Raw genomic sequence first — 23,459 nt, 5'->3', positions numbered from 1 at the left:
GGAGTAGGGACATGCTTGATTCCGCATTTCGCCACTGGCTGGATGCCAATGCCGAGGCCATCGACCAGGGTCGGTGCGACCCGCACCTGGTCCTGGCGCACATCGCCGAGTCGCAATTGCTGCGCGTCGGCGTCGACCCAGCCCTGGGCGGCTCGGGCGGCGACGTCACCGAGGCGGTGGAAGCCATTGCCGCCATCGCCAGCCGCTCGTTGGCCGCGGCCTTCGTCTGCTGGGGGCAGCGCGCCTTCATCGAATACCTGTTGCAAAGCCCCAACCAACGCCTGCGCGAGCGCTTGATCCCAGACCTGCTCAAGGGCGAACTGGCCGGCGCCACGGGGTTGTCCAATGCCATGAAGTTCCTGTCCGGCATCGAGGCCCTGCAAGTGCGCGGTCGGCCCGAAGCGGACGGCTGGACCCTGGAAGGCCGCCTGCATTGGGTGACCAACCTGCGCAAATGCGGCTTCGTGGTGGCCGCGGCCATCGAGGACGATGCCGGTGGCGCACCGTTCGTGGTCGCGATTCCGTCCACCGCCCAAGGTCTGGAACGTTCCGACGACCTGCAACTGATGGGGCTGCAATCGAGCAACACCGCCGCACTGGCCTTCCACCAGGTGAAGCTGGCCCGCGACTGGCTGCTGCATGACAATGCCCGCGAGTTCCTGCCCAAGGTGCGCCCGGCGTTTCTCGCGCTGCAGTGCGGCATGGCCATCGGCCTGGCCCGACGCGCACTGGACGAGGTGCAGGAGCACCTGCAAGGCCGTGGCTCGTTCCTCGAAGAGGCCAGCCTGGTACTCAGGGAACGCCTGGAGAACACCGTCGGTGAGTTGAAGCAGGGCCTGCTCGACGGCCGCTTCCTCAAGCAGCCGGCCGCCCTGTTCAAGCTGCGCATCACCCTCGCCGAAAGCGCCGCCGACGCCGTGCAGCTGGAGCTTCAGGCCAGCGGTGGCAAAGCGTACCTGACCGCCTACGGCGAAGGCTTCGCCCGCCGTTGGCGCGAGTCGGCGTTCGTGCCGATCGTCACCCCGAGCCTGGTGCAACTGCGCGCCGAGTTGCAGCGCCAGGCGGCCACGGCATGAGCGATGCGTTGCTCGAAGCCCGGGGCATCAGCCTGGGCTACCCCCGCGAGGGTGGCTGGCAGGCGGTGTTGGCGCAGTTCGACCTGACCCTGGCCGCTGGCGAGGTGGTCACCATCCTCGGCCCCAGTGGGGTGGGCAAGTCCAGCTTGCTGCGGGTGCTGGCGGGCCTGCAGCAACCACGTGACGGTGTCGTCACGTTGCATGGCGAGGCGTTGCAGGGGCCGCATCCGCGCCTGGCTGTGGCGTTCCAGGACCCGAGCCTGCTGCCTTGGCTCAGCCTGGAAAAGAACGTCGCCTTCGGCCTCGACTTCGCCCGCCAGCCCAAGCTCTCGAGCAACGAGCGCCGGGCGCGGATCGACCATGCCATCGAGGCGGTAGGCCTGGCCCATGCGCGCGCTCAGTACCCCGCCCAGTTGTCCGGTGGCATGGCCCAGCGCACCGCGCTGGCCCGCTGCCTGGCGCGCCAACCCGAAGTGTTGCTGCTCGACGAGCCGTTCGGCGCGCTGGACGAGGTGACCCGCGCCGACATGCAGCAACTGCTGCTGCAACTGATCGCCACCCACAACACCGCCGCCGTGCTGATCACCCACGACATCGACGAAGCCCTGCTGCTGTCCGACCGCGTGCTGCTACTGGGCGACCACCCGGCGCGCACCCTCGGCCAGTGGCGCATCGACCTGCCGCAGCCGCGCGCGCAGCGGGTCGAGGAACTGGGCGCCCTACGTATCGACATCCTGAAAACCCTACGGCGGGCAAGCCGCACAGCCGAACCCACCCCATCCCCCTTGCCCTCGGAGGCTGTCCATGTGCATGGATGACTGCTGTTCCTCGACGTCCCGTCGCGATTTCCTCAAGTTGAGCGCCATGCTCACCGCCGCCGGTGCCGTGCCGTTGCTGTCCAGCCTGCAGGCCCGCGCCGCCGCCGAACCGGATGCGCCGGTACGCATCGGCTACCTGCCGATCACCGACGCCACGCCGCTGCTGGTGGCGCACAACAACGGCCTGTTCGAGGCCGAAGGCATCAAGGCCGAACGCCCGGTGCTGCTGCGCAGCTGGGCCCAGGTGATCGAGGCGTTCATCTCCGGCCAGGTCAACGTCATCCACCTGCTGTCGCCGATGACCGTGTGGGCGCGTTACGGCAGCAAGGTGCCGGCCAAGGTCGTGGCCTGGAACCACGTCGGTGGCTCGGGCCTGGCCGTGGCGCCGGACATCACCGACATGAAGCAACTCGGTGGCAAGACCGTGGCCATCCCGTTCTGGTATTCGATCCACAACGTGGTGCTGCAGCAGATGCTCGCCGACAACGGCCTCAAGGCAGTGTCCAAGCCCGCCACCGCGCCGTTGGCCGCCAACGAAGTCAACCTGCTGGTGCTGCCGCCATCGGACATGCCACCGGCCCTGGCCAGCAAGCGCATCGCCGGCTACATCGTCGCCGAGCCGTTCAACGCCCTGGCCGAGAACCTCAAGGTCGGTCGCGTGCAGCGCTTTACCGGCGATGTGTGGCGTAACCATGCCTGCTGCGTGGTGTTCATGCATGAGCACGACCTCAATAATCGCCCCGAGTGGTCGCAGAAGGTGGTCAACGCCATCGTCAAGGCCCAGCAGTGGACCCGCGAGCACCGCGCCGAGGCGGCCGCGCTGCTGTCCAAGGCTGGCCCCAACAAGTACACCCCGCACGAGCCGGCAGTGCTCACCCGGGTGCTGGCACCGTCCGCCGACGACCGCGCGGGCTATATCGCCAGCGGTGCCATCCAGCACCAGCAGTGGGATGAAAAGCGCATCGACTTCCAGCCGTACCCGTACCCCAGCTACACAGAGGAACTGGTCAAGCGGCTGAAGAACACCCTGATCGAAGGCGAGAACGGTTTCCTCGCCAATCTGGACCCGGCCCACGCCGCCCGCGACCTGGTCGACGACCGCTTCGTGCGTAACGCCATCGCCGCCGTCGGTGGCCCGGCTACATTCGGTATCGCCGAGAACTTCCAGCGTAGCGAGGAGTTCGCGGTCTGATGCGCAAGCACGTCGTACATGGCGCCCTGGGCCTTGCCGGCCTTGCGGCGCTGCTGTTGCTGTGGTGGTTGGGGGTGCGGGTGTTCGGCGAAGCCGATGGGTTGTCCGCGCGCTTCTCGCCCCAGGCCACGTTGCACAGCCTGGTCGAGTTGCTGGGGCAGGGCGAGGTGTACGGGCATGTCTGGGTGAGCCTCAAGCGCATCCTGGTCGGCCTGCTGCTGGCGCTGCTGATCGGTGTGCCGCTGGGCTTGCTGGTGGGCAGCTACCGGCACCTGGAGGCAGCGACCACGCCGGCGTTCCAGTTCCTGCGCATGATCTCGCCGCTGTCGTGGATGCCGGTGGTGGTGATGCTGATGGGGGTGGGCGACCAGCCGATCTACTTCCTGCTGGCCTTTGCCGCGCTGTGGCCGATCCTGCTCAATACGGCGGCGGGCGTGCGCCAGCTCGACCCGCGCTGGTTGCAGCTGAGCCGCAGCCTGAGCGCCACGCGCTGGGAGACCTTGTGCAAGGTGATCGTTCCCGGGGTGATCGGCCATGTGCTGACCGGGGTGCGCCTGGCCATCGGCATCCTGTGGATCGTGCTGGTGCCGTGCGAGATGCTCGGGGTGAGCGCGGGGCTGGGCTACTTCATTCTCGATACCCGGGACCGGCTGGCGTATTCCGAGTTGATGGCGATGGTGCTGCTGATCGGCGTGCTCGGCTTCATGCTCGATGCACTGGCACGCGGGCTGCACCGGCGTTGGGTGCATGCCTGATCGACCTGTTCGCTGTAGGAGCGGCTTCAGCCGCGATGCAGGCGCTGCGGTGTCTGGCACCCGTTTCGCGGGTGATCGCGGCTGAAGCCGCTCCTACACTCAATGCCGGGTAAGCCGTTGCTTGACGCACACCCTGGCCTGTTCCGCCAACTCATCCAGCCGCTCGTCGCGCAGCCGCTCCGCCTCCACCATTGCCTCCTCACCCTGCTGCTTGAGCAGGTACGCATGGATCTGCCGCACTTCGACGGTCTGGTAGATCGGCGCGATATCCAGCCGCCCGATCAACGCCCCGCTGGCATGCCCGGTGCTGCTCATCAGCACTTGCGGCCCGGCGCTGGCCACCACTTGCAGGCCCATGGCTTCGAACCACGGTACCTGCGCGGCGAAGGCGCTCAGCTCGACACAGCCGTAACGCGCGCGCAGGTCGTCCAGCAGGCCGCGTGCGATGCCTTGGCGGCGATGGCGTGAGTCCACGGCAAGGTAGGCCAGGGCACAGGCTTGCGGGTTGTCTTGTGCCGGTAGCGCCAGGGCGAAGCCCAGCAGTTGGTCCGGGGCCTCGGCGTCCAGCGCCAGGGTCAGTTCCACGGCCAGGCCACGGGTGCCGTCCAGGGCCATCAGGTATTGGTGCACCTCAAGCCCCACGCCGTACTGGTACAGCGGGTAGAGCGGATTGTCCGCACTGATGGCGACACTGCTGAGCTGGCCGACATGGTCGATCACCAGCTGGCGGATCTGGTTCTGGAAGGATTCGGGCGGCACGCCGTCGAGGCGGCGGAGGATGAACATCGCGGGCAGGGCTCCGGTTGGGCATGAACACCCGCGTCACACCGACGCGGGCGCCCAGTCTAACCGTTGTTGCAGCACGCCGCTTACTGTGTACTGGTAGGAGCCAGCTTGCTGGCGAACCGGGCCCCGCGCAGACTCTGGATCGTACCTGGCATCGTTCGCCAGCAAGCTGGCTCCTACAGAGCAGCGAGCATCAGGTCGAGGTTCTGTACCGCGGCACCCGAGGCGCCCTTGCCCAGGTTGTCGAACACAGCGGTCAGCAGCACCTGACCATGCTCGGGGTTGGCGTACAGGGCCAGGCGCAGGTCGTTGCTGTCGTTCAGCGCCTGCGGGTCCAGCGCGGTGGCCGGGCCGTGCTGGTGCAGCGGCATCACCTGCACATGGCGGGCACCCTGGTAGTGCTGCTCCAGGCAGGCCTGCAACTGTTCGACGGCAACACCCGGAAGCAGGCGCAGCTGCAGCGGGATGCTCAGCACGATGCCCTGGCGGTAGGCGCCGTAACCCGGCACGAACAGCGGGCGCGCACTGAGCCCGGCGTGTTGCTGGATTTCCGGCACATGTTTGTGCGCCAGCTCCAGGCCATACAGCTGCAGCGTCGGCAGGTAGCCTTCGCTGGGCTGTTCATGGCGCTCGACTGCGGCGCGGCCGCCACCGGAATAGCCGGAGATGGCGTGGATGCTCAGCGGGTAGTCCGCCGGCAGCAACCCGGCCTTGACCAGTGGGTGCAGCAAGGCGATGGCGCCGGTGGGGTAGCAGCCGGGGTTGCTCACCCGCTTGGCCTGGGCGATGCGCTCGGCCTGTTGGGCATTCAGTTCTGGCAGGCCGTAGACCCAACCTGGGCTGGTGCGGTGGGCGGAGCTGGCATCGATCACCCGCACCACCGGGTTGTGGATCGTCGCCACGGCGTCGCGGGCCGCGTCATCGGGCAGGCAGAGCAGGGCGATATCGGCGCTGTTGATGGCTTCGGCCCGGCGCGCCGGGTCCTTGCGCTCGGCCTCGGGCAGGGTCAGCAGGCGCAGGTCCTGGCGACCGTTGAGGCGGGCGTGGATCTGCAGGCCGGTGGTGCCTTGGTCGCCGTCGATGAAAACGAGGGGCTGGTGCATGGCGGGTGTCCGTAGGGGAGGGGAATAGGGATATCCTCGCCTGCGGCTGGACGAAAGAAAATTTGAATATCATGATGTTCAACTTCAGGAAAAATGAACAATTTTGAAGCCGCCCCCGCCCCCTCCGGGAATGGGTTGCCCCGCGAATCAGGCAACACGGTGCATGGCACCGGCTTCGCCGGTGTTCGCGGGTAAGCCCGTTCCTACAGAGGGCGGTGTCATCCGCGATACGCGAGACCCCAATGCGAGAAATCAGCCTCGACCGCCTGCGCACCCTGGTGGTGATTGCCGACCTCGGCTCGTTCGCCGACGCCGCCCGCCAGCTCAATCTGGCGCCGCCGACCATCAGCCTGCATGTCGCCGAACTGGAGGCGCGGATCGGCGCGCCCTTGCTTTCCCGTACCCGCGGCCAGGTGCGGCCCACTGCCGTCGGCGAGACGTTGCTGGCCCGTGCCCGGCGCTTGCTGGCTGACGCCGACCAGGCGCTGGACGAGGTGCGCCGGCAGGTCGAAGGCCTGACCGGCCGGGTGCGCCTGGGCGCTTCGACCGGCGCCATCGCCCACTTGCTGCCCAAGGCCTTGGAAGCCTTGCGCGTGGATCACCCAGGGATCGACGTGCAGGTCCAGGTACTCACCTCGCAAGCTTCGCTGGCGCGCCTGCGCGAGGGCACCCTGGACATCGGCCTGGTGGCGTTGCCGCAGGTGGCGGGCAAAGGGCTGAAGGTCACCCCCTGGCGACGCGACCCGATCATGGCCTACGTACCCGCCGACTGGCGGCCACCGACGCGGGTCACGCCGGGCTGGCTGGCCGGGCGGGCGCTGATCCTCAACGACAGCACCACGCAGTTGTCGCGGGTGACGTCGAAGTGGTTCGCGGCGGCCGGGCTGTACCCCGAGCCGCGCATCGAGCTGAACTACAACGACGCGATCAAGAGCCTGGTGGCAGCGGGTTACGGGGCGACGCTGCTGCCGCAGGAGGGCGAGGTGCAACAGCACAATCCGCGGATCGCGCAGCGGCCGTTGCGGCCGGGGTTGTGGCGGCAGTTGGGAATCGCCTGCCGCCAGGGCGAAGTGGAACGGGCGACGGGCCATGTGCTGGCTGCACTGCAGACGCTGAGCATGGCGCGCCACCTGTAGGAGCCAGCCTTGCTGGCGAACGGCATTTTCGAAAACCAAGGCTCGGCGTTGCCCCGGTTCGCCGGCAAGCCGGCTCCTACGTCGATCGTTTGCGCAGTGCCGTCACTGTTTCACCGCCCACCCCCCAGTTGTCGGTGGGCACCTCTTCGATCACCACGAAGGTGCTGGCCGGCGGCTTGTTCAGCACCCGCTCCAGCAACTGCGTCGTGCCTTCGATCAGCAGGCGTTTGTGCTCGGCGCTGACGCCTTCGTCAGTCACGCGGATATGGACATAAGGCATGGTCGTATCCTCCTTCGCTCAGTGCCAGGTGCCAGCGGTGCTGCCGCCGTCCACCGGCAGGATGACGCCGCTGACGAAGCGTGCGTCGGTCAGGTACAGCACGGCGTCCACTACATCCTCGGGCTTGCCGACCCGACCGCTGGGCGACAACGCCCCAAGCCCTTCGACCTGGTTGCCATGCAGTGGGGTCTCGATGATCCCCGGTGCCACCGCATTGACCTGTACGCCGCTGGCGGCCAGTTCCAGGGCCAGGCCCTTGACCGCCTGGTTGAGGCCGCCCTTGACCAGCACTGGCAGCAGCGCCGGGACGCGGGTATCCGGTTGCAGGGCCACCGATGCGGTGATGGCGATGATGTGCCCGTGCCCTTGTTGTTTCATGACCCGTGCCGCCGCTTGTGCGGGGTAGAAGAAGCCTTTGAGGTTGGTGCCGACCAGTGCATCGACATCGGTCTCGGTGTAGTCGGTCACTGGCTTGGGAATGAAGATGCCGGCGTTGTTGACCAGAATGTCGACCCGGCCAAAGGCTTCCTGGGCGGTGGCGAACAGGCGTTCGGCGGTGGCTTTCTCAGCGATGTCGCCCGCCACGCCGACGAAGTTCGCCGGGTTGCCAAGGCGGACGGCGGCTTCGTTCAGGCGCGCCTCGGTGCGGGCGTTGCCGACCACGTTGTCGCCGCGCTTGAGGAAGGCCTGGGCAAGGGCGAAGCCCAGGCCGCTGGAAGCGCCGGTGATGATGACGGTGCGCGGGGTGCTCATGAAGGTGATCTCCAGGTGGGTGAGCCGCAAGCTCGGTATGGGTTCACTTTAAATTGCAACGCGAGCTTGAAAAATGAGGCACATGGCATTTCAATCGATACATCATGTAATCAATAAGGCTGCCATGACCCGCCATTTCGATGACCTGCAATTGGGCAGCCTGGAGCTGTTCTGCCTTGCCGCCGACGCCGGCAGTTTTACCGAGGCGGCCACCCAGGCTGGCGTCACGCCCGCAGCGGTGAGCCGTTCCGTGGCGCGCCTGGAGGAGCGTCTGGGCGTGCGCCTGTTCGTCCGCACCACGCGCCAGATGCGCCTGAGCGAGGCCGGGCAGGCGTACTACCAGCAATGCCGGCAGGCCCTGGGGCAACTGGTCGAGGCCGAGCGCCAGGTGGCGGGCGGGCAACTCGAGCCCAGCGGTCGCTTGCGCATCAGCGCGCCGACCCCCTATGCCCATCACCGTCTGCTGCCGTTGCTGCCGCGTTTTCGCGAGCGCTTTGCCCAGGTCCAGGTGGATGTTCACGTCAGCAACCGCAACGTCGATTTCGCCGAGGAGCCGTTCGACCTGGCTATCCGGGGGCGTGCTCCAGCCGATTCGCGTCTGGTGGCCCGGCGTCTGGAGGACGCTGAGCTGGTGGTTGTCGGCACCCCGGGCTACCTGGCGCGCAAGGGCGTGCCCCGCACACCTGCCGACCTGGCCGCTCACGACTGCATCCAGTTCGAAATGCCCAGCAGCGGCCGCCGGCCCCCCTGGAGCTTTCGTCAGGACGGGCAGGTGGTGGAAATCGACACCCAGGGCGGGTTCACCTGCCTGGGCGACTTTCTCGCCACCAGCACCTTGGCCAGGCATGGCGGCGGCCTGATGCAGGCCTACCGCTTCACCGTGCAGGACGCCCTGGACAGCGGTGAACTGGTGGAGGTGCTGGGCGACTACGGCGGGACGTCGCGGCCATTCATGCTGGTCTACCCCCAGGCCCGGCACATGCCCTTGAAAGTGCGGGTGTTCATCGACTTCCTGGTGGCCGCGGTGGCCCGACCGTTGGGCTGAAGCCGCGTCGGCCGTGCCCTGGCTGACTATTCTTGTTGCTGCGTCGGCGACCCGGCCGGCGTTCAGGCCGGCAGTCCGGTCATTGCCCAGGAGAACGCGCCATGAAATCCATGACACTGCTTGTGATCGCGTCCGTGCTCAGTTTCGCCGCCCACGCCGAAGACAGCGCGGCGACCAACTGCGACGCCAAGATCAAGGACCTCGAGTACATCAGCAAGAGCGATGGCCAGGCGCTGCATGGCGGCATGGCCCACGACTACCATGAGCTGCTCAAGCAGGCCAAGGCCGCCCAGTCCAAGGGTGACATGGCCACCTGCATGAGCTCCGCCGACCGCGCCAAGACCATCTACAACAAGGCGCGCGGCAAGTAGCCGACGGTAATTTCCGAAGGCGGCCAGGTCTCGTGTAAGCTCGCGCCCGACACTCCACGAGACCGCCGCATGAACCCGACCCCTCCGCGCCTCGACAGCCTGCTCACCGGCAGCGCCCGGCCGTTCACCCGCCCAGGCTCGCACAGCGCCATCGACAAGCAGCCCCGCGAGGGCGCCTTGCACGTGACCTTCCTGGGTATCGCCGGGGATGAACAGGGCGACCTGCGTGTACACGGTGGGGTCGAGAAGGCCATCCATCACTATCCCCGCGACCACTATCCGGACTGGGCGGCCGAACTCGGCGATCACCCGTTGCTGGCCAAGCCAGGCGCCTTTGGTGAGAACTTCAGCAGCCATGGCTGGCGTGAAACCGACGTCTGCCTGGGTGACCGCATCCGTGTCGGCACGGCGCTGCTGGAGATCTCCCAGGGCCGCATGCCGTGCTGGAAGCTCAATGACCGCTTCGACGTGGCGCAGATGGCACTGCGGGTGCAGCAGAGCGGGCGCACCGGCTGGTACTACCGGGTGCTGGAAGAAGGTGTGGTGACGGCGGGCGATACACTGGAACTGGTCGAACGACCCCATGGCCAGTGGTCGGTGGCGCGCCTGTCGGCGGTACTGTTCGACAAACGCCTGGAGCCCGAGCTGCTGCGCGAATGCCTCGAGCTGCCGCTGGTGCCGAACTGGCGCCGCACCCTGGAGAAACGCCTGGAGCAGCACCAGGTCGAAGACTGGACGTCGCGTCTGCAAGGCCGTACCGACGCCTGAGCCCAGGCGCTTTCAACTGTTTTCAAGACAAGGATTGCCCCATGCCTTTCGAACTGGATGACCGCCTGGTGATCGGAGTCGCTTCCAGCGCGGTGTTCGACCTGAGCGAGTCCGACGCGGTGTTTCGCCGCGAGGGCGAGGCCCAGTACCGCAAGTACCAGGAGCAGCACCTCGACGTGCCCCTGGGCAAAGGCATTGCCTACCCATTCATCAAGCGCCTGCTGGCCCTCAACGACCTGCGCGACGACCCGGAAGACCCGTTGGTGGAAGTGGTGCTGCTGTCGCAGAACGACCCGGACACCGGCTTGCGGGTGATGAAAACCATCGGCCATTACGGGCTCAACATGACCCGGGCCATCTTCACCCAGGGCCGCTCGCCCTACGAATACATCCCGGCGCTGAACATCGCGCTGTTCCTGTCCGCTGACAAGCAGCACGTCGACGCTGCGATCAAGGCGGGTTACCCCGCGGGCCAGGTGCTCGACTCGAAGTTCGATGATGACGAGAGCGATGACAACCTGCGCATCGCCTTCGACTTCGACGGCGTGCTGGCCGGCGACGAATCGGAAGCGGTGATGCAGGCGGGTGGCCTGGACAGTTTTCACGCCCACGAAGTGATGAACGTCGCCCAGCCGCATAACCCAGGGCCATTGAAGGAGTTCTTCGTGCGCATCGCGCGGATCCAGGCGGCAGAGGAGCAGTACAAGCTCGAGCACCCTGGCTACGAGAACCGCCTGCGGGTATCGATCGTCACTGCGCGCAACGCGCCTTCCCACGAGCGTGCGCTCAACACCCTGAAAAGCTGGGGAGTGATGGCCAACGACGCATTCTTTCTCGGGGGTATCGAGAAGCGCCGGGTGTTGCGGGTGCTCAAGCCGCACATCTTCTTCGACGACCAGTCGGGGCACCTGAAGAGCACCAGCACCGTGGTGCCCTCGGTGCACATCCCCTTCGGCGTGACCAACCGATCACGGTAGGAGCCAGCCTTGCTGGCGAACCGGGCCAATGCCGATCTCTGGTCTGTGCGCGAAGCTGTTCGCCAGCAAGGCTGGCTCCTACAGGGGGCGTGCCTGGTTTCAGAACCAGCGATCGTTGCGTTTGCGGCCGCGGGTCAGCGCCGGCAGGATCAACCCCACCAGCAGCCCGGCACCGGCGATGCTGCCGCCGTAGACCATGTAGCGCATCATCACCTGCTTGTTTTCGTCGCCCAGGCGTGCCTGGGTGTCGCGCAGGGTTGACTGGCTCTGCGCCAACTGCTCGTTGAGCGCCTTGTTGCGGGTTTCCAGCTCATCGATCAGCGCCTTGCGCGAATCAAGGGTTTCCTGCATGCCCTGCACACGGCTCTTCCAACTGTCATCGATGGTCTTGAGCTGGCCGGACAAGTCCGCCACCTGGGCGTCGAGCTGTGGCAGGCGCTCGTTTTGCCCTGGCACCGCCTGCAGGTCGCTGGTGAGGATCCACACCAGGTCGCCGCTTTGCCCGCGCACCTGGCTGTAGTTGCCCTGGGTGGTCTGCAGCGTGACTTTCTGCCCGGACTTGAGCGTGCCGACGATTCGGTGGCCATCGGTGGGGCCACTGCGCACATAGGTGCTCAGGCTGTCACTGACCCAGCGCGCATCGCTGGTCGGTTCTTCGGCGTGGGCGGGCGCGGCCAGGGCGATCAGGGCGGCGATCAGGCCGCCGCGCAGGGCGGGCAGGGCGGAGGAGGCAGGCTGGTTTTCTGGCATGGTGATCTTCGCTGCAACAGGACAAATAAGGGCCCGATGACTGGGCCGGCGATCCGGTCGGGTGGGTTGACCGTCAGCGAAAGACCGCTTTTTTGTAGGCAGGTTCACTGCTTGAGGCGGGAATTGTCTGCAGAATGTTGCTTGATGCGAAGCATGCGGGGGCAAGGTGGGCGCCAGCGAGCGCCCACGGCGGCGATCAGCGGGTGGCGGCCTTGCCGTCCAGGCGGGCCTGCTCCAGCAGCAGGTTCAACTGGGCGACCTGCTGGCGCAACTGGTCACGTTCGTCCTTCAACTGGCGCAGTTCGTCACGGCGCACGGTCACGTAGAGGGTCTGGGTGGGAGTGGCAGGCATCAAGGTACCCATTGGCACACCTCGCTTGGCTGGTGACATTCAAAAGCGTAGACGCTTCAGGCGGCGCGCATTCTGAATTCTTTGCAGGCCCTTTGGAACCTTTTTTGTTTATCGTTGTCACCCCGTTCGTCGGTGAACCCTCGAGCGGATCGCTGGACTAATCTGAAATCTTCAAAATGTTGTCATCCAAATCCAAGGGGAGCGTCGGCACATGCAACTGGGAATCATCGGGCTGGGCCGTATGGGCGGCAATATCGCAAGGCGCCTGATGCGCGCAGGTCACAGCACTGTGGTCCACGATCTCAACGACGAGGCCATCAAAGTTCTGGTAGGCGACGGTGCCTTGGGCGCCAACACGCTTGAAGCGTTAGTAGAGCAGCTCGAAGCGCCCCGGGCAGTGTGGGTCATGCTGCCGGCGGGCGAGCCAACCGAAAATACGATCAATGCTTTGGCCAAGCTGCTGAGTCCGGGCGACGCAATCATTGATGGCGGCAACACCTTCTACAAAGATGATGTGCGCCGTGCCGCCAAATTATCCAAGGACGGCCTGCACTACCTCGACGTCGGCACCTCCGGTGGCGTTTGGGGCCTGGAGCGCGGCTACTGCATGATGATCGGTGGCGAGGAGGAGGTGTTCAAACGCCTGGAACCCCTGTTCAAGGCCCTGGCCCCCGGCGTCGGCGATATCCCGCGAACCCGGGGCCGCACGGGCGAGTACGACCGCGCCGAGCACGGTTACATTCACGCCGGCCCACCCGGCGCCGGGCACTACGTGAAAATGGTTCACAACGGTATCGAGTACGGCCTGATGCAGGCCTACGCCGAAGGCTTCGACCTGTTGCGCAGCAAGGGCGGCAACGAACTGCCGGAAGACCAGCGCTTCAAACTCAACGTGGCGGAAATCGCCGAGGTGTGGCGCCGTGGCAGCGTGGTCACCTCCTGGCTGTTGGATTTGACCGCCGACGCGCTGGTCGCCGATCCGCAGCTCAGCGAATTCAGCGGTTCGGTCTCCGACAGCGGCGAAGGGCGCTGGACCATCGATGCCGCCGTCGAGCAGGCCGTGCCGGTGCCGGTGCTGTCCAGCGCGCTGTTCGCCCGCTTCCGCTCGCGCCAGCAGCAGGGCACCTACGGCGACAAGATCCTCTCCGCCATGCGCCTGGGCTTTGGCGGCCACGTCGAGAAGAAGGGCGAATGACCAAGCAGACGATCCCTGCCGCGCCGCCTTGCACGCTGTTCCTGTTCGGCGCCAATGGCGACCTGGTCAAGCGCCTGCTGATGCCGGCGCTGTACAACCTGGCCCGCGACGGCCTGCTTGACCGCAACCTGCGTATCGTCGGTGTCGACCACAACCCGGCCACCGCCGAAGCTTTCGCCGAGCGCCTGCATGCTTTCATGCAGGAGCGCGACAAGGGGCGTGAAGGCGATGAGCGTTGCCTGGATGACGCGCTCTGGGAGCGCCTGGCCAAGTGCATCGACTACCAGACCGGTGATTTTCTCGACCCTGAGACCTACAAGGCCTTGGCGGCGCGCATCGACGCGACCCGCCACGGCAACGCCATCTTCTACCTGGCCACTTCGCCGCGTTTCTTCCCCGAGGTGGCCCAACGCCTGGGCGCGGCCGGCCTGCTCGACGAGTCCGCCGGCGGTTTTCGCCGGGTGGTGGTGGAGAAGCCCTTCGGCACCGACCTGGCCAGCGCCGAGGCGCTCAACGCCTGTCTGCTCAAGGTGATGAGCGAGCGGCAGATCTACCGTATCGACCATTACCTCGGTAAAGAGACGGTGCAGAACATCCTGGTCAGCCGTTTCTCCAACGGCCTGTTCGAGGCGTTCTGGAACAACCACTACATCGACCACGTGCAGATCACCGCCGCCGAGACCGTCGGCGTCGAGACCCGTGGCGCCTTCTACGACAGTACCGGCGCCCTGCGCGACATGGTGCCCAACCACCTGTTCCAGTTGCTGGCGATGGTGGCGATGGAGCCGCCCGCCGCATTCGGCGCTGATGCCGTGCGCGGCGAGAAGGCCAAGGTGATCGGCGCCATTCGCCCCTGGTCGGCGAAGATGGCCTTGAAGAACTCCGTGCGTGGCCAGTACACCGCAGGCAAGCAACTGCCGGGCTACCGTGAAGAAGCTAACGTCGACAAGGGCAGCCAGACCGAAACCTATGTCGCGCTGAAGGTGATGATCGACAACTGGCGCTGGGCCGGAGTGCCGTTCTACCTGCGCACCGGCAAGCGCATGAGCGTGCGTGACACCGAGATCGCCATCTGCTTCAAGCCCGCGCCTTATGCCCAGTTCCGTGAAAGCGAGCTGGCGCGGCCCAAGCCCAACTACCTGAAGATCCAGATCCAGCCCAACGAGGGCATGTGGTTCGACCTGCAGGCCAAGCGCCCGGGGCCGGAGCTGGTGATGGAGAATGTCGAGCTGGGGTTCGCCTACAAGGACTTCTTCAAGATGACCCCGGCGACCGGTTACGAAACCCTGATCTACGACTGCCTCACCGGTGACCAGACGCTGTTCCAGCGCGCCGACAACATCGAGAACGGCTGGCGTGCCGTGCAGCCGTTCCTGGATGCCTGGGCTGGCGAGGGAAGCGAGGTGCATGATTACCCGGCAGGCGAGGATGGCCCTGAGGCGGGCAACGAACTGCTGGCGCGTGACAAGCGCGAGTGGCACAAGCTGGGCTGAAGTACCTGTTCGCCGGCAAGCCGGCTCCTACAACGCGACGCGCAAACTGTAGGAGCCGGCTTGCCGGCGAACCGCTTTCAACCGCAACACGCTCGCTCAGCGGAACACCCACCCGATCCAGGCATCCAACACTCCAAGTGCCCGCCACCAGGAGTCCAGATGCCTGCCCCGATCGAAGACTACGCCCTCATCGGCAACTGCCGCAGCGCCGCGCTGATCAATCGCGACGGCGCCCTCGATTGGCTGTGCCTGCCGCGCTTCGACGCCCCGGCCGTATTCGCGGCACTGCTGGGCAACGAAGAAAACGGCCGCTGGCGCCTGGCGCCCAGTGACCCGGTCGAGCGCACTACCCGACAGTACCTTGAAGACACCCTGGTACTGGAAACCACCTGGACCACCGCCAGCGGCCGCGCCCGCGTGCTTGACTGCATGCCCCTGGGCGACAGCAATGCCGTGCTGCGCATCGTCGAAGGCATCGCTGGCGAAACCGCCTTCGAGATGGACCTGGTGCTGCGCTTCGACTACGGCCGTAGCGTGCCTTGGGTGGAAAAGCTCGACCCGCTGACCCTCAGCGCCGTCGCAGGCCCCGACCGCCTGGTCTTGCGCAGCACCACCGAAACCCACGGTCGCGACCACCACAGCGTCGCGCGCTTTCGTGTCCGCGCCGGCGAGCGGCAAGTCTTCAGCCTCTGTCACCAACCCTCGCACCTGCCCGTGCAACCTGGTTTCGATGCCGGCCAGGCCCTGGCGCAGACCGTCGACCAATGGCAGGCCTTTGCCGCCCGATGCCCCGACGTGGGCCCTTACAGCACCTTGGTGCGCCGTTCGCTGCTGACCCTCAAGGCCATGACCTACACGCCCACGGGTGGCATGGTCGCCGCCGTCACCACCTCGTTGCCCGAGCGCGTCGGCGGCGAGCGCAACTGGGACTACCGCTACTGCTGGCTGCGCGACGCCACCATGACCCTGTTGGCGTTCATGAACCTCGGCTACTTCGACGAAGCCCAGGCCTGGCGCGAATGGCTGCTGCGCTCGGTAGCCGGCAACCCTGAGCAGATGCAGATCATGTACGGCCTGGCGGGGGAGCGTGACCTGCCCGAGTTCACCTTGCCCTGGCTGGCGGGCTATGAGCGTTCGCAGCCGGTGCGCGTGGGCAACGCCGCCTCCGAGCAACGCCAGCTCGACATCTACGGCGAACTTGGCGACGCCATGGCCCAGGCAATCAAGGGCGGCCTGCCGCGCCACCCGCGCAGCGCCGCCATCGCCCGGGCGATCCTGCCCTATGTCGAGCGCATCTGGCGCGAGCCCGACGAAGGTCTCTGGGAGGTGCGCGGAGGTCGCCAGCACTTCATTCACTCCAAGGTCATGGCCTGGGTCGCCTTCGACCGTGCGGCGGGCCTGGCCGACACCACCGAGGAAGGCCGTGAGCGCAGCAGCCATTACCGTCAGGTGGCCGACGAGATCCATCGTGAGGTCTGCGTTCGCGGGCTGGATGCCCAAGGGCAGTTCTTCGTGCAGGCCTACGGTTCGACCGAACTCGATGCCAGCCTGTTGCAAATCGCCCTGACCGGGTTCCTGCCGGCCGACGACCCTCGGTTCCTGCGCACCCTCGAACAGGTCGAGGGGCGGTTGCTGCGCAATGGATTGCTGCTGCGCTATGACAGCGACAGCTGCAGCGACGGCCTGACGCCGGGGGAGGGGACGTTCCTGGTGTGTTCGTTCTGGTTGGCGGATGTGTACGTGTTGTTGGGGCGGCGGGAGGAGGCGCAGGCGTTGTATGCGCGGTTGACGGGGTTGTGCAACGACGTCGGCTTGCTGGCCGAGCAGTACGACCCGGTGGGCAAGCGCATGCTGGGGAACTTTCCGCAGGCCTTCAGCCATATCGGGATCATTAACACTGCGTTGAACCTGCACCGGGCGCAGTGCCCGGTGCGGGATCGGGCAAAGTGTGATTAAGCGTTGGCAGATGTCCAGCTTGTTGGCTGGACACTTGTCAAATTTGCAGTATGCAGTTGCAGCCAGAGCCTCACGTGAGATTATCCGGGATGGCTTCGATATCACTGATTTCCAGAACGGCTTTGGCGTGCTTTAGTCGCCCAGTGACGCTGATGTTCACTTCACTCGCAAAGTGCTCGACGACATCGTCGTACAAGGTGTCGTTGAATGCGCATTTGAGTTCAGGTTCTGCGTTGGGGCGGCTGCGCAGAATGAATGTCAGATTATCTTTGTCCAGCTCCCGAATCTTGCCGCTGGTCTTCATGAGCTGATGCTTCAGCGTTTGATGTCGTGCCAGGGCTTCACTGATGCGCTTGCGGTGGGCGCGGGTGAGCCGAAACACATGGTTGTTGCTGATCAACTGGCCACGAAGCTCGGCAGACTCCACTTGGCCATGGGTGGGGGGAGTCAGGTCTTTCAGGGCTTCCAGCACGGACAGTTCGGGTTCGCCGCCTGATTGATCGACGAGCCAGCGCAGCCCTTTTTCGAGTACCTGCGCACTTTGGGTGTAAGCGCCGATGCCAGGGTCTGGCAAGTCCAATTGCTCGAGGCAGGGAGCAGAGAAGGAAACTTCGAAACTGTTGTAGGCAAATCGCGTTGCCGGGAGGTCATACGATTTCCTGAAGCTTTCCTCCGGCCTTCCTTGGGCAGCGCTCTGGGTGATGGCTTCCAGAATTTTCTTCAGCGCATTTGCAGGGCTGTTGACTGCTCGCGCAATGACACTGGCGGGGACGGTGCCCTCTTTCAACCCTTGCCCCAACAAGCGATAGGATAGTAAAGGCATATGTTCCGGGTAAAGCGTGGCATGGGGCTCTGGTTTGAACTTGGCGGGTACTTCATCAAGGCTTGCGATATTCCAGGCTTTTGACGGCGACATGTCATAGCGCAGGTCGACAGCCCAAAGCCAACTCTGCTTGAGCAGGTCATGCACCGACTTGTGTCCAGACTTCAACTGCTGGATCAGTGAGGCGCTACTTGGGGTGACCAGGTAGCGGATCAATTTATTGTCCCGGTCTTCCTTGCTTTCGTACCAGAAGCGCAGAAGGCCATCCTGGCCAAGGGAGGTGAAAATCTTGGGGCCATCGAACTCATAAAGAACTTCTGCGATTTGCAGGTCTTCAAAGGGTTGGGTGCTGATGGTGGGTGAGGTGATGGGCCATGGCATGTTCAGGCCTCCACTAGCTTGAAGAGCACACTGCGCTCAAGGTCTTTGCGCGGCCACCAGGTCATGTGCCGGGGGTTGCGTTTAGTGGGGGTTTCCATCGTTTTGCCGTGGCTGGGATCAAGCTGGGCGGCAACGATGTGTTCTCCAAGCCCGGGGAACAAGGATTGTTGATGGCTGCAACTGGCGAAGTCGGGAAATACGGAAAGCCCGTGGCGTGTGCATGCAAGATCACCCGTTGCATCGACGGCACGGCCACGCTCCGCCTGTGAAAGGCAATCCTGTTGGTCCACAGGGTAGTTGGGCGAAATCATGTAAATCGTTCCAGAGCAGCTCACGGCATTTGGCAGCGGGCAGTTTTTGGGCAGCCCATCGGGGAAAATCATTATCGCGTCCTTTCGTGCCTGGCATTTTAGGTCTGTAGCAGCGGAGCGTCCATGCGGTTCGACTTGACGTTGGAAGCGTTGCGCAAGGCTTGCCGTGAAGCCATCATCGTAGATGTGAATAAATGAGTTTGGGAACTGCATCCAAGCCTGTTTTTGCCGGGCTTTCTGTGATCCGTTTCCGAAATGCTGCGTGCTGAGGCATTCGCGGTAAGGTTTCCAGGGCGCAGCAATTGCCGAGACAGGTATGTCATCATGCTTGGCCGCGCGTTTGGCGCATGTATCGAGAAGGCCCCTTCAATGACCTCGACCCCACCCAACGGCCTACCGGTCTACCGCCTGATCACCGGCAAGGACGACGCCAGCTTCTGCAAGCGTATTTCCGAGATCCTGGCCATGGGCTACCAGCTGTATGGCTCGCCCAGCGTGACCTTCGACGCCACCCAGGGGCACGTGGTTGCCGCCCAGGCGGTGCTGTGGCCGGGGCATGGCGGGGCCGCACGGGATTGAGCGTCAGCCGGGCCGCCATCACCTTGCGCCCGGCCGTGGTCGCCGAGGCCGATGCCATTGCAGCGCTGGTCGCCGAAGCCTATGCCCCCTACATTGCCAGGATCGGCCGCAAGCCGGCGCCGATGCTGGATGACTACGCGCAGGTGGTGCGTGACGACGAGGTGTTCGTGGCCGTTCAGGGCACGCGTATCGTCGGCGTGCTCGTGCTGCGGCGCGAGGGCCGCGAATTGCTGCTGGTGAACGTCGCCGTACTGGCTGCATGCAAGGGGCAGGGTATCGGCCGTTTACTGATGGATTTCAGTGAAGCCCATGCACTCGCCGCAGGCTGCGAGGCTGTTCGGCTCTATACCCATGAGCGAATGACCGAGAACATCGAGATCTACGGCAAGCTGGGCTACCTAGAGACCCGCAGAGCAGTCGAAGATGGCTTCGCGCGGGTGTTCATGCGCAAGTCGCTGGTCGGCCCAAAATAGCCATGAGCGCTCAGGCCGGTTCGCCGATGCACCACCAGTGCTGCGTTTCGCCTTCCTCGCCGATGACGGGGTGCCCATGCTCGATGAAGCCGTCGGGCAGGTCCAGGGCGAGCGTATCGCTCAGGCGCAGCGGCGCCAGGGCGTTGTGCTCGCCGAGGAAGGACAGGTAGTAATCACGGTCGTGGAAGATCGTCACTTCGCTCTGGTGCAGCCACGGCCAGACCAGCAGGCAGGCGACACGGTAGTAGCCCTGGCTACGGTCCGCTGCCTCGGCCAGATGGCGCGCTGCCTCCAGCAGTTGCTGCACGCACAGGGCTTGCACCTCGATACGCGCCCAGGGGCCCTGGACCAGCGAGTTGATCACCGGAATCTTCCAGTTCCAGTAGCGTTCCATCCCTGGGCGAGGATGGAATTCACCCTCGAAGGTCGACGCCCAATACTCCAGCGCCCGCAGATGGCGGGGGATGTTGCGCAGTTTCTTGTTGCTCAGGCTGAGTCGTCGCAAGGGAGGTCCTTCTCGGACAATCAAATGGAAGGCAATTATGAGGGCTTCTACAGGCTGATCAAATCCTGTTCATTGGCTCGAGCGAGGTGCTTTTGGTGAGTGTGTGTTGTGACGTATCGAGTCACACATGGTGCTTTGCGATCTGTGATGCATGGGGTCACACTCGGTCCGATCACTGATCAGGAGGCTCTTCATGGCCATGCACAACCCGCCGCGTCCCGGCGAAACCTTGCGAGAGGACGTCCTGCCCGCACTGGGCCTGACGGTAAAAGCGTTCGCCGCGCACCTGGGCTTCGCGCGCGAGGCGCTGTCCCGCGTCTTGCACGGCCGCGCGGCGGTCTCTCCCGACCTGGCCGTGCGCCTGGAAATGGCCGGCATCAGCACCGCGCGGCTGTGGCTGACGATCCAGGTCGACTACGACATCTGGCAGGCTCGAAACCGCCAGCAGCCAGCCATCACGCGGCTGTTCCAGGCCGCCTGAAAACACAAAGCCCGGGGCGAAACCCCGGGCTTTGTCATTTACACCGGCTTCATGCGTCAGGCCAGTGCTTCACGCTCGCTGCTGGCGACCTTGGTATGGCGCAAGGTCGGAATCAGGAAGGCGATGGCCAGCACGCATGCGCTTACCAACATCACGAAGCCACCATCCCAACCGAAGTGGTCGACGGTGTAGCCCATCGCCGCGCTGGCCGCAACCGAGCCGCCCAGGTAGCCGAACAGGCCGGTGAAGCCCGCCGCAGTACCGGCAGCTTTCTTCGGTGCCAGCTCCAGCGCCTGCAAACCGACCAGCATCACCGGCCCGTAGATCAGGAAGCCGATGGAGAACAGCGCGATCATGTCGATGGTCGGGTTGCCCGGTGGGTTGAGCCAATACACCAGGGTGGCGACGGTCACCAGCGCCATGAACACGATGCCGGTCAGGCCACGGTTGCCACGGAAGATCTTGTCGGACATCCAGCCGCACAGCAGGGTGCCGGGGATGCCGGCCCACTCGTAGAAGAAGTACGCCCACGAGGTGGTGTCGACGCTGAAGTGCTTGGCCTCTTTCAGGTAGGTCGGCGCCCAGTCGAGCACGCCATAGCGCAGCAGGTAGACGAACACGTTGGCCAGGGCGATGTACCACAGCAGTTTGTTGCGCAGCACGTACTCGACGAAGATCTGCTTGGCGCTGAACTCCTGCTCGTGGCTCTCGTCGTAGCCTTCGGGGTAGTCGTTCTTGTATTGCTCCACCGGTGGCAAGCCGACCGATTGCGGGGTGTCGCGCATCATGGCGAAGGCGAATACCGCCACCAGCACCGCCACGGCGGCAGGCACGTAGAAGGCCGCGTGCCAGTCGTTGGTCCAGCCCAGGCCCAGCAGGAACAGCGGGCCGATCAGGCCGCCGCCGACATTGTGGGCGACGTTCCACACCGACACCACGCCGCCGCGCTCTTTCTGCGACCACCAGTGCACCATGGTCCGCCCGCTTGGCGGCCAGCCCATGCCCTGGGCCCAGCCGTTGATGAACAGCAGCACGAACATGATCGCCACGCTGGAAGTGGCCCAATGCGCGAAACCGAAAATGAACATCACCCCGGCGGAGATCAACAGGCCGAAGGGCAGGAAGTAGCGCGGGTTGGAACGGTCCGAGACCAGCCCCATGAGGAACTTGGACAGGCCGTAGGCAATGGCGATCGCCGAGATGGCCAGGCCCAGCTGGCCACGGGTGTAGCCCTCTTCCTCGATGAGGTAGGGCATGGCCAGGGAGAAGTTCTTGCGCAGCAGGTAGTAGCCGGCATAGCCGAAGAAGATCCCGGCGAAGATCTGCCAGCGCAGGCGGCGGTACGTGCTGTCGACGTGCTCGTCGGGCAGCGGCGCCCGGTGCGGGGCAGGGCGGAAGAAGGCAAGCATCTGAAGCTCCAAGCTTGTTATAGGTATGCGAATGCGAATATTACATTTTCGTTACAGAAAAAATATCGCTTTTATTGCGCAGGCCTGTTGGTTTATGAACCTTTTGCCGGGTGAGGGCCTGGCTGTCGCAGCGGCGAGGGCGCGGCTATGCTGTCTAGGGCGGGGGTTGAATGGGGGATCACTTCATGGCGACGCTGGAGCGGGCCATCGCGATGGCCATCAAGGCTCATGAAGGGCAATTCGACAAGGGCGGTGCGGCCTACATCCTCCACCCGTTGCGGGTGATGGAGCGGGTGATCACCCCGGAGCAACGGATCGTCGCGGTGCTGCACGATGTGCTGGAAGACACCCCGGTCACGCTGTCCGACCTGGCCCGGGAAGGTTTCCCACTGAAGATACTCGCCGCACTGCTGGCCTTGAGCCGCCGCCAAGGCGAAAGCTACGAGGCGTTCGTCATTCGCCTGGGCGTCGATCCTCTGGCCCGCCAGGTCAAGCTGGCGGACCTGGCCGACAACAGTGACCTGTCGCGCATTGCCCACCCGGGCCCGGCGGACATGGCGCGGCTTTCCCGCTACCGGCAGGCCAGCGCCTATCTGCAGACGCTGACCTGACGGTGCTCAGCCGCAGGCCTTGAGGTTGACCGGGCCGACGAACTCGTTGCCGCGGCCCATCACGCAGGCCACCTGCTGGTTGCGCTGCAGCTCCCACGCCTGCGGTGGGTAGGTCTTGTTCCAGGCTTCGAACAGTTGCCGGTCCTGCCTGGACAGGCGCAGGTCGTACTGCTTGCTCATATAGAAGTAGGTGCGCGCGATCATGCCGCGGATCGACGGGCGCGGCATCACCTTCTTGGCCTTGAAGTCGACCTGGGTCAGGCAGCTGCCGTATTGGCCGTGCTGCTCGGGCAACCAGCCGAAGCTGAAATTGCTGCGATCGCCGTTGACCTCGCCGATGCTCGGTACCAGGTTGTGCAGGTCGGCCTCGGCGCGCTGGTAGACCTTGTCGTTGCGCGAGCAGTTCTTGCGCCCGCCGTCCTGCCAGCACTGGCGCTGGTGGCCGATCTGCCAGGCCGGGACGATGTGTTCCCATTCGATGCGCGAGGCGCGGTTGAGGTTCTTGCGCGGCTCGTAGCCGCAGGAGGCCAGGTCGACCTTGTTGCCCTTGTACTTGCAGCCGCAGTAGAACTCGGTGGACTGCGGCGCATACAGTTTCCAGGCGACCTTCTTGGCCTCCTGGAAGGTGCGTGGGGCGTCGGCGTGGGCGAATGGGGTGATCAACAGCAGGCAGGTGGCAAAAAGCGAAACTCTCATGCGCGGTCAGTCTTCCTTCGGCACGGTCCAGAAAATCTGCACACCGCCATCGTCGCGGTGGGCGAGGGTGACGTTGTCGTTCTCGGCGATTTCCTCGAGCAGGGTTTCCCAGTCGTCGGGCGACTCGTGCTCCAGGCGGAAGATCAGCGCGGCGCGGCTGCGCTGGGCGGTCGGGCTGTTGATGATCTTCTGGATGCGCTGGCCCAGTTGCTCATAACTGCTTGGCGAGGCGGAGGAGGGGGTGGCCACGGGTCTGTTCCTTGTTTTGCTGTATGTGCATACAGTATTTGACTGTGGGCCATTTCGCAACAGCAGGTAGGGCGAAAGCCCTATAAGACCGTGGTAGAGGGATTGGTTCCCTGTTCGCCGGCAAGCCGGCTCCTA

At 64.9% G+C, this 23,459-nt stretch carries 28 protein-coding genes; 16 read left to right on the top strand and 12 right to left on the bottom strand.

The window, feature by feature from the left end; genetic code table 11:
• Nucleotides 1-11 precede the first annotated feature (11 nt).
• The 4 genes from NGM28_RS18595 to NGM28_RS18580 are packed head-to-tail and all read left to right on the top strand — an operon-like array spanning nt 12 to nt 3,841.
• The gene (locus tag NGM28_RS18595; protein ID WP_252091075.1) at nt 12-1,076 is read left to right on the top strand and encodes an acyl-CoA dehydrogenase family protein; all 1,065 of its coding nucleotides are present in this window, start codon (nt 12-14) and stop codon (nt 1,074-1,076) included.
• Nucleotides 1,073-1,894 (top strand): ABC transporter ATP-binding protein, encoded by an 822-nt coding sequence (locus tag NGM28_RS18590; RefSeq protein ID WP_252091074.1) that lies wholly within the window; start codon nt 1,073-1,075, stop codon nt 1,892-1,894. The genes NGM28_RS18595 and NGM28_RS18590 overlap by 4 nt, the downstream gene beginning before the upstream one ends.
• Complete coding sequence (locus NGM28_RS18585) at nt 1,881-3,086, top strand: ABC transporter substrate-binding protein (RefSeq protein WP_252091073.1); 1,206 nt, start codon at nt 1,881-1,883, stop codon at nt 3,084-3,086. Before NGM28_RS18590 ends, NGM28_RS18585 begins: the two co-directional genes overlap by 14 nt.
• Nucleotides 3,086-3,841, top strand: a complete 756-nt coding sequence (locus NGM28_RS18580; RefSeq protein WP_252091072.1) for an ABC transporter permease — start codon at nt 3,086-3,088, stop codon at nt 3,839-3,841. The genes NGM28_RS18585 and NGM28_RS18580 overlap by 1 nt, the downstream gene beginning before the upstream one ends.
• Nucleotides 3,842-3,940: 99 nt before the next feature.
• Here NGM28_RS18580 and NGM28_RS18575 read toward each other — a convergent pair whose 3' ends face one another.
• Both NGM28_RS18575 and argC read right to left on the bottom strand, forming a co-directional pair.
• The gene (locus NGM28_RS18575; RefSeq protein ID WP_240064941.1) at nt 3,941-4,627 is read right to left on the bottom strand and encodes a GNAT family N-acetyltransferase; all 687 of its coding nucleotides are present in this window, start codon (nt 4,625-4,627) and stop codon (nt 3,941-3,943) included.
• A gap of 176 nt (nt 4,628-4,803) precedes the next feature.
• Nucleotides 4,804-5,730, bottom strand: coding sequence for an N-acetyl-gamma-glutamyl-phosphate reductase (gene argC, locus NGM28_RS18570; RefSeq protein ID WP_252091071.1), 927 nt, complete (start codon nt 5,728-5,730; stop codon nt 4,804-4,806).
• Nucleotides 5,731-5,972: 242 nt separating this feature from the next.
• Here argC and NGM28_RS18565 point away from each other — a divergent pair, with 242 nt between their 5' ends.
• The gene (locus NGM28_RS18565; protein WP_252091070.1) at nt 5,973-6,866 is read left to right on the top strand and encodes a LysR family transcriptional regulator; all 894 of its coding nucleotides are present in this window, start codon (nt 5,973-5,975) and stop codon (nt 6,864-6,866) included.
• A gap of 76 nt (nt 6,867-6,942) precedes the next feature.
• Here NGM28_RS18565 and NGM28_RS18560 read toward each other — a convergent pair whose 3' ends face one another.
• Nucleotides 6,943-7,146 carry a tautomerase family protein gene (locus NGM28_RS18560; protein WP_240064938.1) on the bottom strand — a complete coding sequence of 68 codons (204 nt, stop codon included), beginning with the start codon at nt 7,144-7,146 and terminating at the stop codon, nt 6,943-6,945.
• A gap of 18 nt (nt 7,147-7,164) precedes the next feature.
• The gene (locus tag NGM28_RS18555) at nt 7,165-7,899 is read right to left on the bottom strand and encodes an SDR family NAD(P)-dependent oxidoreductase (RefSeq protein ID WP_252091069.1); all 735 of its coding nucleotides are present in this window, start codon (nt 7,897-7,899) and stop codon (nt 7,165-7,167) included.
• Between the two features lie 124 nt (nt 7,900-8,023).
• Between NGM28_RS18555 and NGM28_RS18550 the strand changes: the two genes are divergently transcribed.
• From NGM28_RS18550 to NGM28_RS18535, 4 genes are all read left to right on the top strand, one after another.
• Complete coding sequence (locus NGM28_RS18550) at nt 8,024-8,944, top strand: LysR family transcriptional regulator (RefSeq protein WP_252091068.1); 921 nt, start codon at nt 8,024-8,026, stop codon at nt 8,942-8,944.
• A gap of 101 nt (nt 8,945-9,045) precedes the next feature.
• Nucleotides 9,046-9,315 (top strand): PA2433 domain-containing protein, encoded by a 270-nt coding sequence (locus NGM28_RS18545; protein WP_240064935.1) that lies wholly within the window; start codon nt 9,046-9,048, stop codon nt 9,313-9,315.
• Nucleotides 9,316-9,384: 69 nt separating this feature from the next.
• Complete coding sequence (locus tag NGM28_RS18540; protein ID WP_240064934.1) at nt 9,385-10,083, top strand: MOSC domain-containing protein; 699 nt, start codon at nt 9,385-9,387, stop codon at nt 10,081-10,083.
• Between the two features lie 41 nt (nt 10,084-10,124).
• Entirely contained in the window at nt 10,125-11,060 is a 936-nt protein-coding gene (locus NGM28_RS18535) for a 5'-nucleotidase (protein ID WP_240064933.1), read from the top strand.
• Between the two features lie 99 nt (nt 11,061-11,159).
• Here NGM28_RS18535 and NGM28_RS18530 read toward each other — a convergent pair whose 3' ends face one another.
• Both NGM28_RS18530 and NGM28_RS18525 read right to left on the bottom strand, forming a co-directional pair.
• Nucleotides 11,160-11,810: a TIGR04211 family SH3 domain-containing protein gene (locus NGM28_RS18530; protein WP_240064932.1), complete on the bottom strand. Its 651-nt coding sequence runs from the start codon at nt 11,808-11,810 to the stop codon at nt 11,160-11,162.
• A 196-nt stretch (nt 11,811-12,006) separates the two neighbouring features.
• The gene (locus NGM28_RS18525; protein WP_011533181.1) at nt 12,007-12,174 is read right to left on the bottom strand and encodes a DUF6026 family protein; all 168 of its coding nucleotides are present in this window, start codon (nt 12,172-12,174) and stop codon (nt 12,007-12,009) included.
• A gap of 199 nt (nt 12,175-12,373) precedes the next feature.
• Here NGM28_RS18525 and gnd point away from each other — a divergent pair, with 199 nt between their 5' ends.
• The 3 genes from gnd (at nt 12,374) to NGM28_RS18510 (ending at nt 16,806) form a co-directional block, all read left to right on the top strand.
• Nucleotides 12,374-13,357, top strand: coding sequence for a phosphogluconate dehydrogenase (NAD(+)-dependent, decarboxylating) (gnd, locus tag NGM28_RS18520; RefSeq protein ID WP_252091067.1), 984 nt, complete (start codon nt 12,374-12,376; stop codon nt 13,355-13,357).
• Nucleotides 13,354-14,850 (top strand): glucose-6-phosphate dehydrogenase, encoded by a 1,497-nt coding sequence (zwf, locus tag NGM28_RS18515; protein ID WP_252091066.1) that lies wholly within the window; start codon nt 13,354-13,356, stop codon nt 14,848-14,850. The genes gnd and zwf overlap by 4 nt, the downstream gene beginning before the upstream one ends.
• A 159-nt stretch (nt 14,851-15,009) precedes the next feature.
• Nucleotides 15,010-16,806, top strand: a complete 1,797-nt coding sequence (locus tag NGM28_RS18510; protein ID WP_240064930.1) for a glycoside hydrolase family 15 protein — start codon at nt 15,010-15,012, stop codon at nt 16,804-16,806.
• A gap of 70 nt (nt 16,807-16,876) precedes the next feature.
• Here NGM28_RS18510 and NGM28_RS18505 read toward each other — a convergent pair whose 3' ends face one another.
• Nucleotides 16,877-18,010 (bottom strand): hypothetical protein, encoded by a 1,134-nt coding sequence (locus tag NGM28_RS18505; RefSeq protein ID WP_252091065.1) that lies wholly within the window; start codon nt 18,008-18,010, stop codon nt 16,877-16,879.
• Between the two features lie 2 nt (nt 18,011-18,012).
• Nucleotides 18,013-18,534, bottom strand: a complete 522-nt coding sequence (locus NGM28_RS18500; RefSeq protein WP_252091064.1) for a hypothetical protein — start codon at nt 18,532-18,534, stop codon at nt 18,013-18,015.
• A gap of 156 nt (nt 18,535-18,690) precedes the next feature.
• Here NGM28_RS18500 and NGM28_RS18495 point away from each other — a divergent pair, with 156 nt between their 5' ends.
• Both NGM28_RS18495 and NGM28_RS18490 read left to right on the top strand, forming a co-directional pair.
• Entirely contained in the window at nt 18,691-18,900 is a 210-nt protein-coding gene (locus NGM28_RS18495; protein ID WP_240064927.1) for a DUF1737 domain-containing protein, read from the top strand.
• Entirely contained in the window at nt 18,897-19,373 is a 477-nt protein-coding gene (locus NGM28_RS18490; RefSeq protein ID WP_252091063.1) for a GNAT family N-acetyltransferase, read from the top strand. Before NGM28_RS18495 ends, NGM28_RS18490 begins: the two co-directional genes overlap by 4 nt.
• Nucleotides 19,374-19,383: 10 nt before the next feature.
• Here NGM28_RS18490 and NGM28_RS18485 read toward each other — a convergent pair whose 3' ends face one another.
• Entirely contained in the window at nt 19,384-19,878 is a 495-nt protein-coding gene (locus NGM28_RS18485) for a DUF3916 domain-containing protein (protein ID WP_252091062.1), read from the bottom strand.
• Nucleotides 19,879-20,071: 193 nt separating this feature from the next.
• Between NGM28_RS18485 and NGM28_RS18480 the strand changes: the two genes are divergently transcribed.
• The gene (locus NGM28_RS18480) at nt 20,072-20,359 is read left to right on the top strand and encodes a HigA family addiction module antitoxin (RefSeq protein ID WP_252091061.1); all 288 of its coding nucleotides are present in this window, start codon (nt 20,072-20,074) and stop codon (nt 20,357-20,359) included.
• 56 nt (nt 20,360-20,415) lie between these two features.
• Here NGM28_RS18480 and glpT read toward each other — a convergent pair whose 3' ends face one another.
• Nucleotides 20,416-21,768 (bottom strand): glycerol-3-phosphate transporter, encoded by a 1,353-nt coding sequence (gene glpT / locus NGM28_RS18475; protein WP_240064923.1) that lies wholly within the window; start codon nt 21,766-21,768, stop codon nt 20,416-20,418.
• Nucleotides 21,769-21,953: 185 nt separating this feature from the next.
• On the opposite strand from glpT, the gene NGM28_RS18470 reads away from it, so the two are divergent.
• The gene (locus tag NGM28_RS18470) at nt 21,954-22,379 is read left to right on the top strand and encodes a GTP pyrophosphokinase (RefSeq protein WP_240065021.1); all 426 of its coding nucleotides are present in this window, start codon (nt 21,954-21,956) and stop codon (nt 22,377-22,379) included.
• A gap of 6 nt (nt 22,380-22,385) precedes the next feature.
• Here NGM28_RS18470 and NGM28_RS18465 read toward each other — a convergent pair whose 3' ends face one another.
• Both NGM28_RS18465 and NGM28_RS18460 read right to left on the bottom strand, forming a co-directional pair.
• Nucleotides 22,386-23,075: an endonuclease gene (locus NGM28_RS18465; RefSeq protein ID WP_240064922.1), complete on the bottom strand. Its 690-nt coding sequence runs from the start codon at nt 23,073-23,075 to the stop codon at nt 22,386-22,388.
• 6 nt (nt 23,076-23,081) lie between these two features.
• Complete coding sequence (locus NGM28_RS18460; protein WP_011533193.1) at nt 23,082-23,324, bottom strand: DUF1654 domain-containing protein; 243 nt, start codon at nt 23,322-23,324, stop codon at nt 23,082-23,084.
• Nucleotides 23,325-23,459 lie beyond the last annotated feature (135 nt).

Origin of the sequence: Pseudomonas sp. MWU13-3659, assembly GCF_023757525.1 — a bacterium.
Taxonomy (GTDB): domain Bacteria; phylum Pseudomonadota; class Gammaproteobacteria; order Pseudomonadales; family Pseudomonadaceae; genus Aquipseudomonas; species Aquipseudomonas entomophila_E.
This window is presented reverse-complemented; position numbering and strand designations above follow the sequence as displayed.

Bases quoted from the DNA above. Each gene is read 5' to 3' on its own strand.
- NGM28_RS18575 (WP_240064941.1), bottom strand. From the start codon at position 4,627: ATGTTCATCCTCCGCCGCCTCGACGGCGTGCCGCCCGAATCCTTCCAG.
- NGM28_RS18505 (WP_252091065.1), bottom strand. From the start codon at position 18,010: ATGCCATGGCCCATCACCTCACCCACCATCAGCACCCAACCCTTTGAA.
- NGM28_RS18500 (WP_252091064.1), bottom strand. From the start codon at position 18,534: ATGCAGTTCCCAAACTCATTTATTCACATCTACGATGATGGCTTCACG.
- NGM28_RS18565 (WP_252091070.1), top strand. From the start codon at position 5,973: ATGCGAGAAATCAGCCTCGACCGCCTGCGCACCCTGGTGGTGATTGCC.
- NGM28_RS18530 (WP_240064932.1), bottom strand. From the start codon at position 11,810: ATGCCAGAAAACCAGCCTGCCTCCTCCGCCCTGCCCGCCCTGCGCGGC.
- NGM28_RS18540 (WP_240064934.1), top strand. From the start codon at position 9,385: ATGAACCCGACCCCTCCGCGCCTCGACAGCCTGCTCACCGGCAGCGCC.
- NGM28_RS18465 (WP_240064922.1), bottom strand. From the start codon at position 23,075: ATGAGAGTTTCGCTTTTTGCCACCTGCCTGCTGTTGATCACCCCATTC.
- NGM28_RS18555 (WP_252091069.1), bottom strand. From the start codon at position 7,899: ATGAGCACCCCGCGCACCGTCATCATCACCGGCGCTTCCAGCGGCCTG.
- argC (WP_252091071.1), bottom strand. From the start codon at position 5,730: ATGCACCAGCCCCTCGTTTTCATCGACGGCGACCAAGGCACCACCGGC.
- glpT (WP_240064923.1), bottom strand. From the start codon at position 21,768: ATGCTTGCCTTCTTCCGCCCTGCCCCGCACCGGGCGCCGCTGCCCGAC.
- NGM28_RS18470 (WP_240065021.1), top strand. From the start codon at position 21,954: ATGGCGACGCTGGAGCGGGCCATCGCGATGGCCATCAAGGCTCATGAA.
- zwf (WP_252091066.1), top strand. From the start codon at position 13,354: ATGACCAAGCAGACGATCCCTGCCGCGCCGCCTTGCACGCTGTTCCTG.
- NGM28_RS18590 (WP_252091074.1), top strand. From the start codon at position 1,073: ATGAGCGATGCGTTGCTCGAAGCCCGGGGCATCAGCCTGGGCTACCCC.
- NGM28_RS18580 (WP_252091072.1), top strand. From the start codon at position 3,086: ATGCGCAAGCACGTCGTACATGGCGCCCTGGGCCTTGCCGGCCTTGCG.
- NGM28_RS18585 (WP_252091073.1), top strand. From the start codon at position 1,881: ATGTGCATGGATGACTGCTGTTCCTCGACGTCCCGTCGCGATTTCCTC.
- NGM28_RS18510 (WP_240064930.1), top strand. From the start codon at position 15,010: ATGCCTGCCCCGATCGAAGACTACGCCCTCATCGGCAACTGCCGCAGC.
- NGM28_RS18560 (WP_240064938.1), bottom strand. From the start codon at position 7,146: ATGCCTTATGTCCATATCCGCGTGACTGACGAAGGCGTCAGCGCCGAG.
- NGM28_RS18525 (WP_011533181.1), bottom strand. From the start codon at position 12,174: ATGGGTACCTTGATGCCTGCCACTCCCACCCAGACCCTCTACGTGACC.
- NGM28_RS18545 (WP_240064935.1), top strand. From the start codon at position 9,046: ATGAAATCCATGACACTGCTTGTGATCGCGTCCGTGCTCAGTTTCGCC.
- NGM28_RS18480 (WP_252091061.1), top strand. From the start codon at position 20,072: ATGGCCATGCACAACCCGCCGCGTCCCGGCGAAACCTTGCGAGAGGAC.
- NGM28_RS18550 (WP_252091068.1), top strand. From the start codon at position 8,024: ATGACCCGCCATTTCGATGACCTGCAATTGGGCAGCCTGGAGCTGTTC.
- NGM28_RS18595 (WP_252091075.1), top strand. From the start codon at position 12: ATGCTTGATTCCGCATTTCGCCACTGGCTGGATGCCAATGCCGAGGCC.
- gnd (WP_252091067.1), top strand. From the start codon at position 12,374: ATGCAACTGGGAATCATCGGGCTGGGCCGTATGGGCGGCAATATCGCA.
- NGM28_RS18535 (WP_240064933.1), top strand. From the start codon at position 10,125: ATGCCTTTCGAACTGGATGACCGCCTGGTGATCGGAGTCGCTTCCAGC.
- NGM28_RS18495 (WP_240064927.1), top strand. From the start codon at position 18,691: ATGACCTCGACCCCACCCAACGGCCTACCGGTCTACCGCCTGATCACC.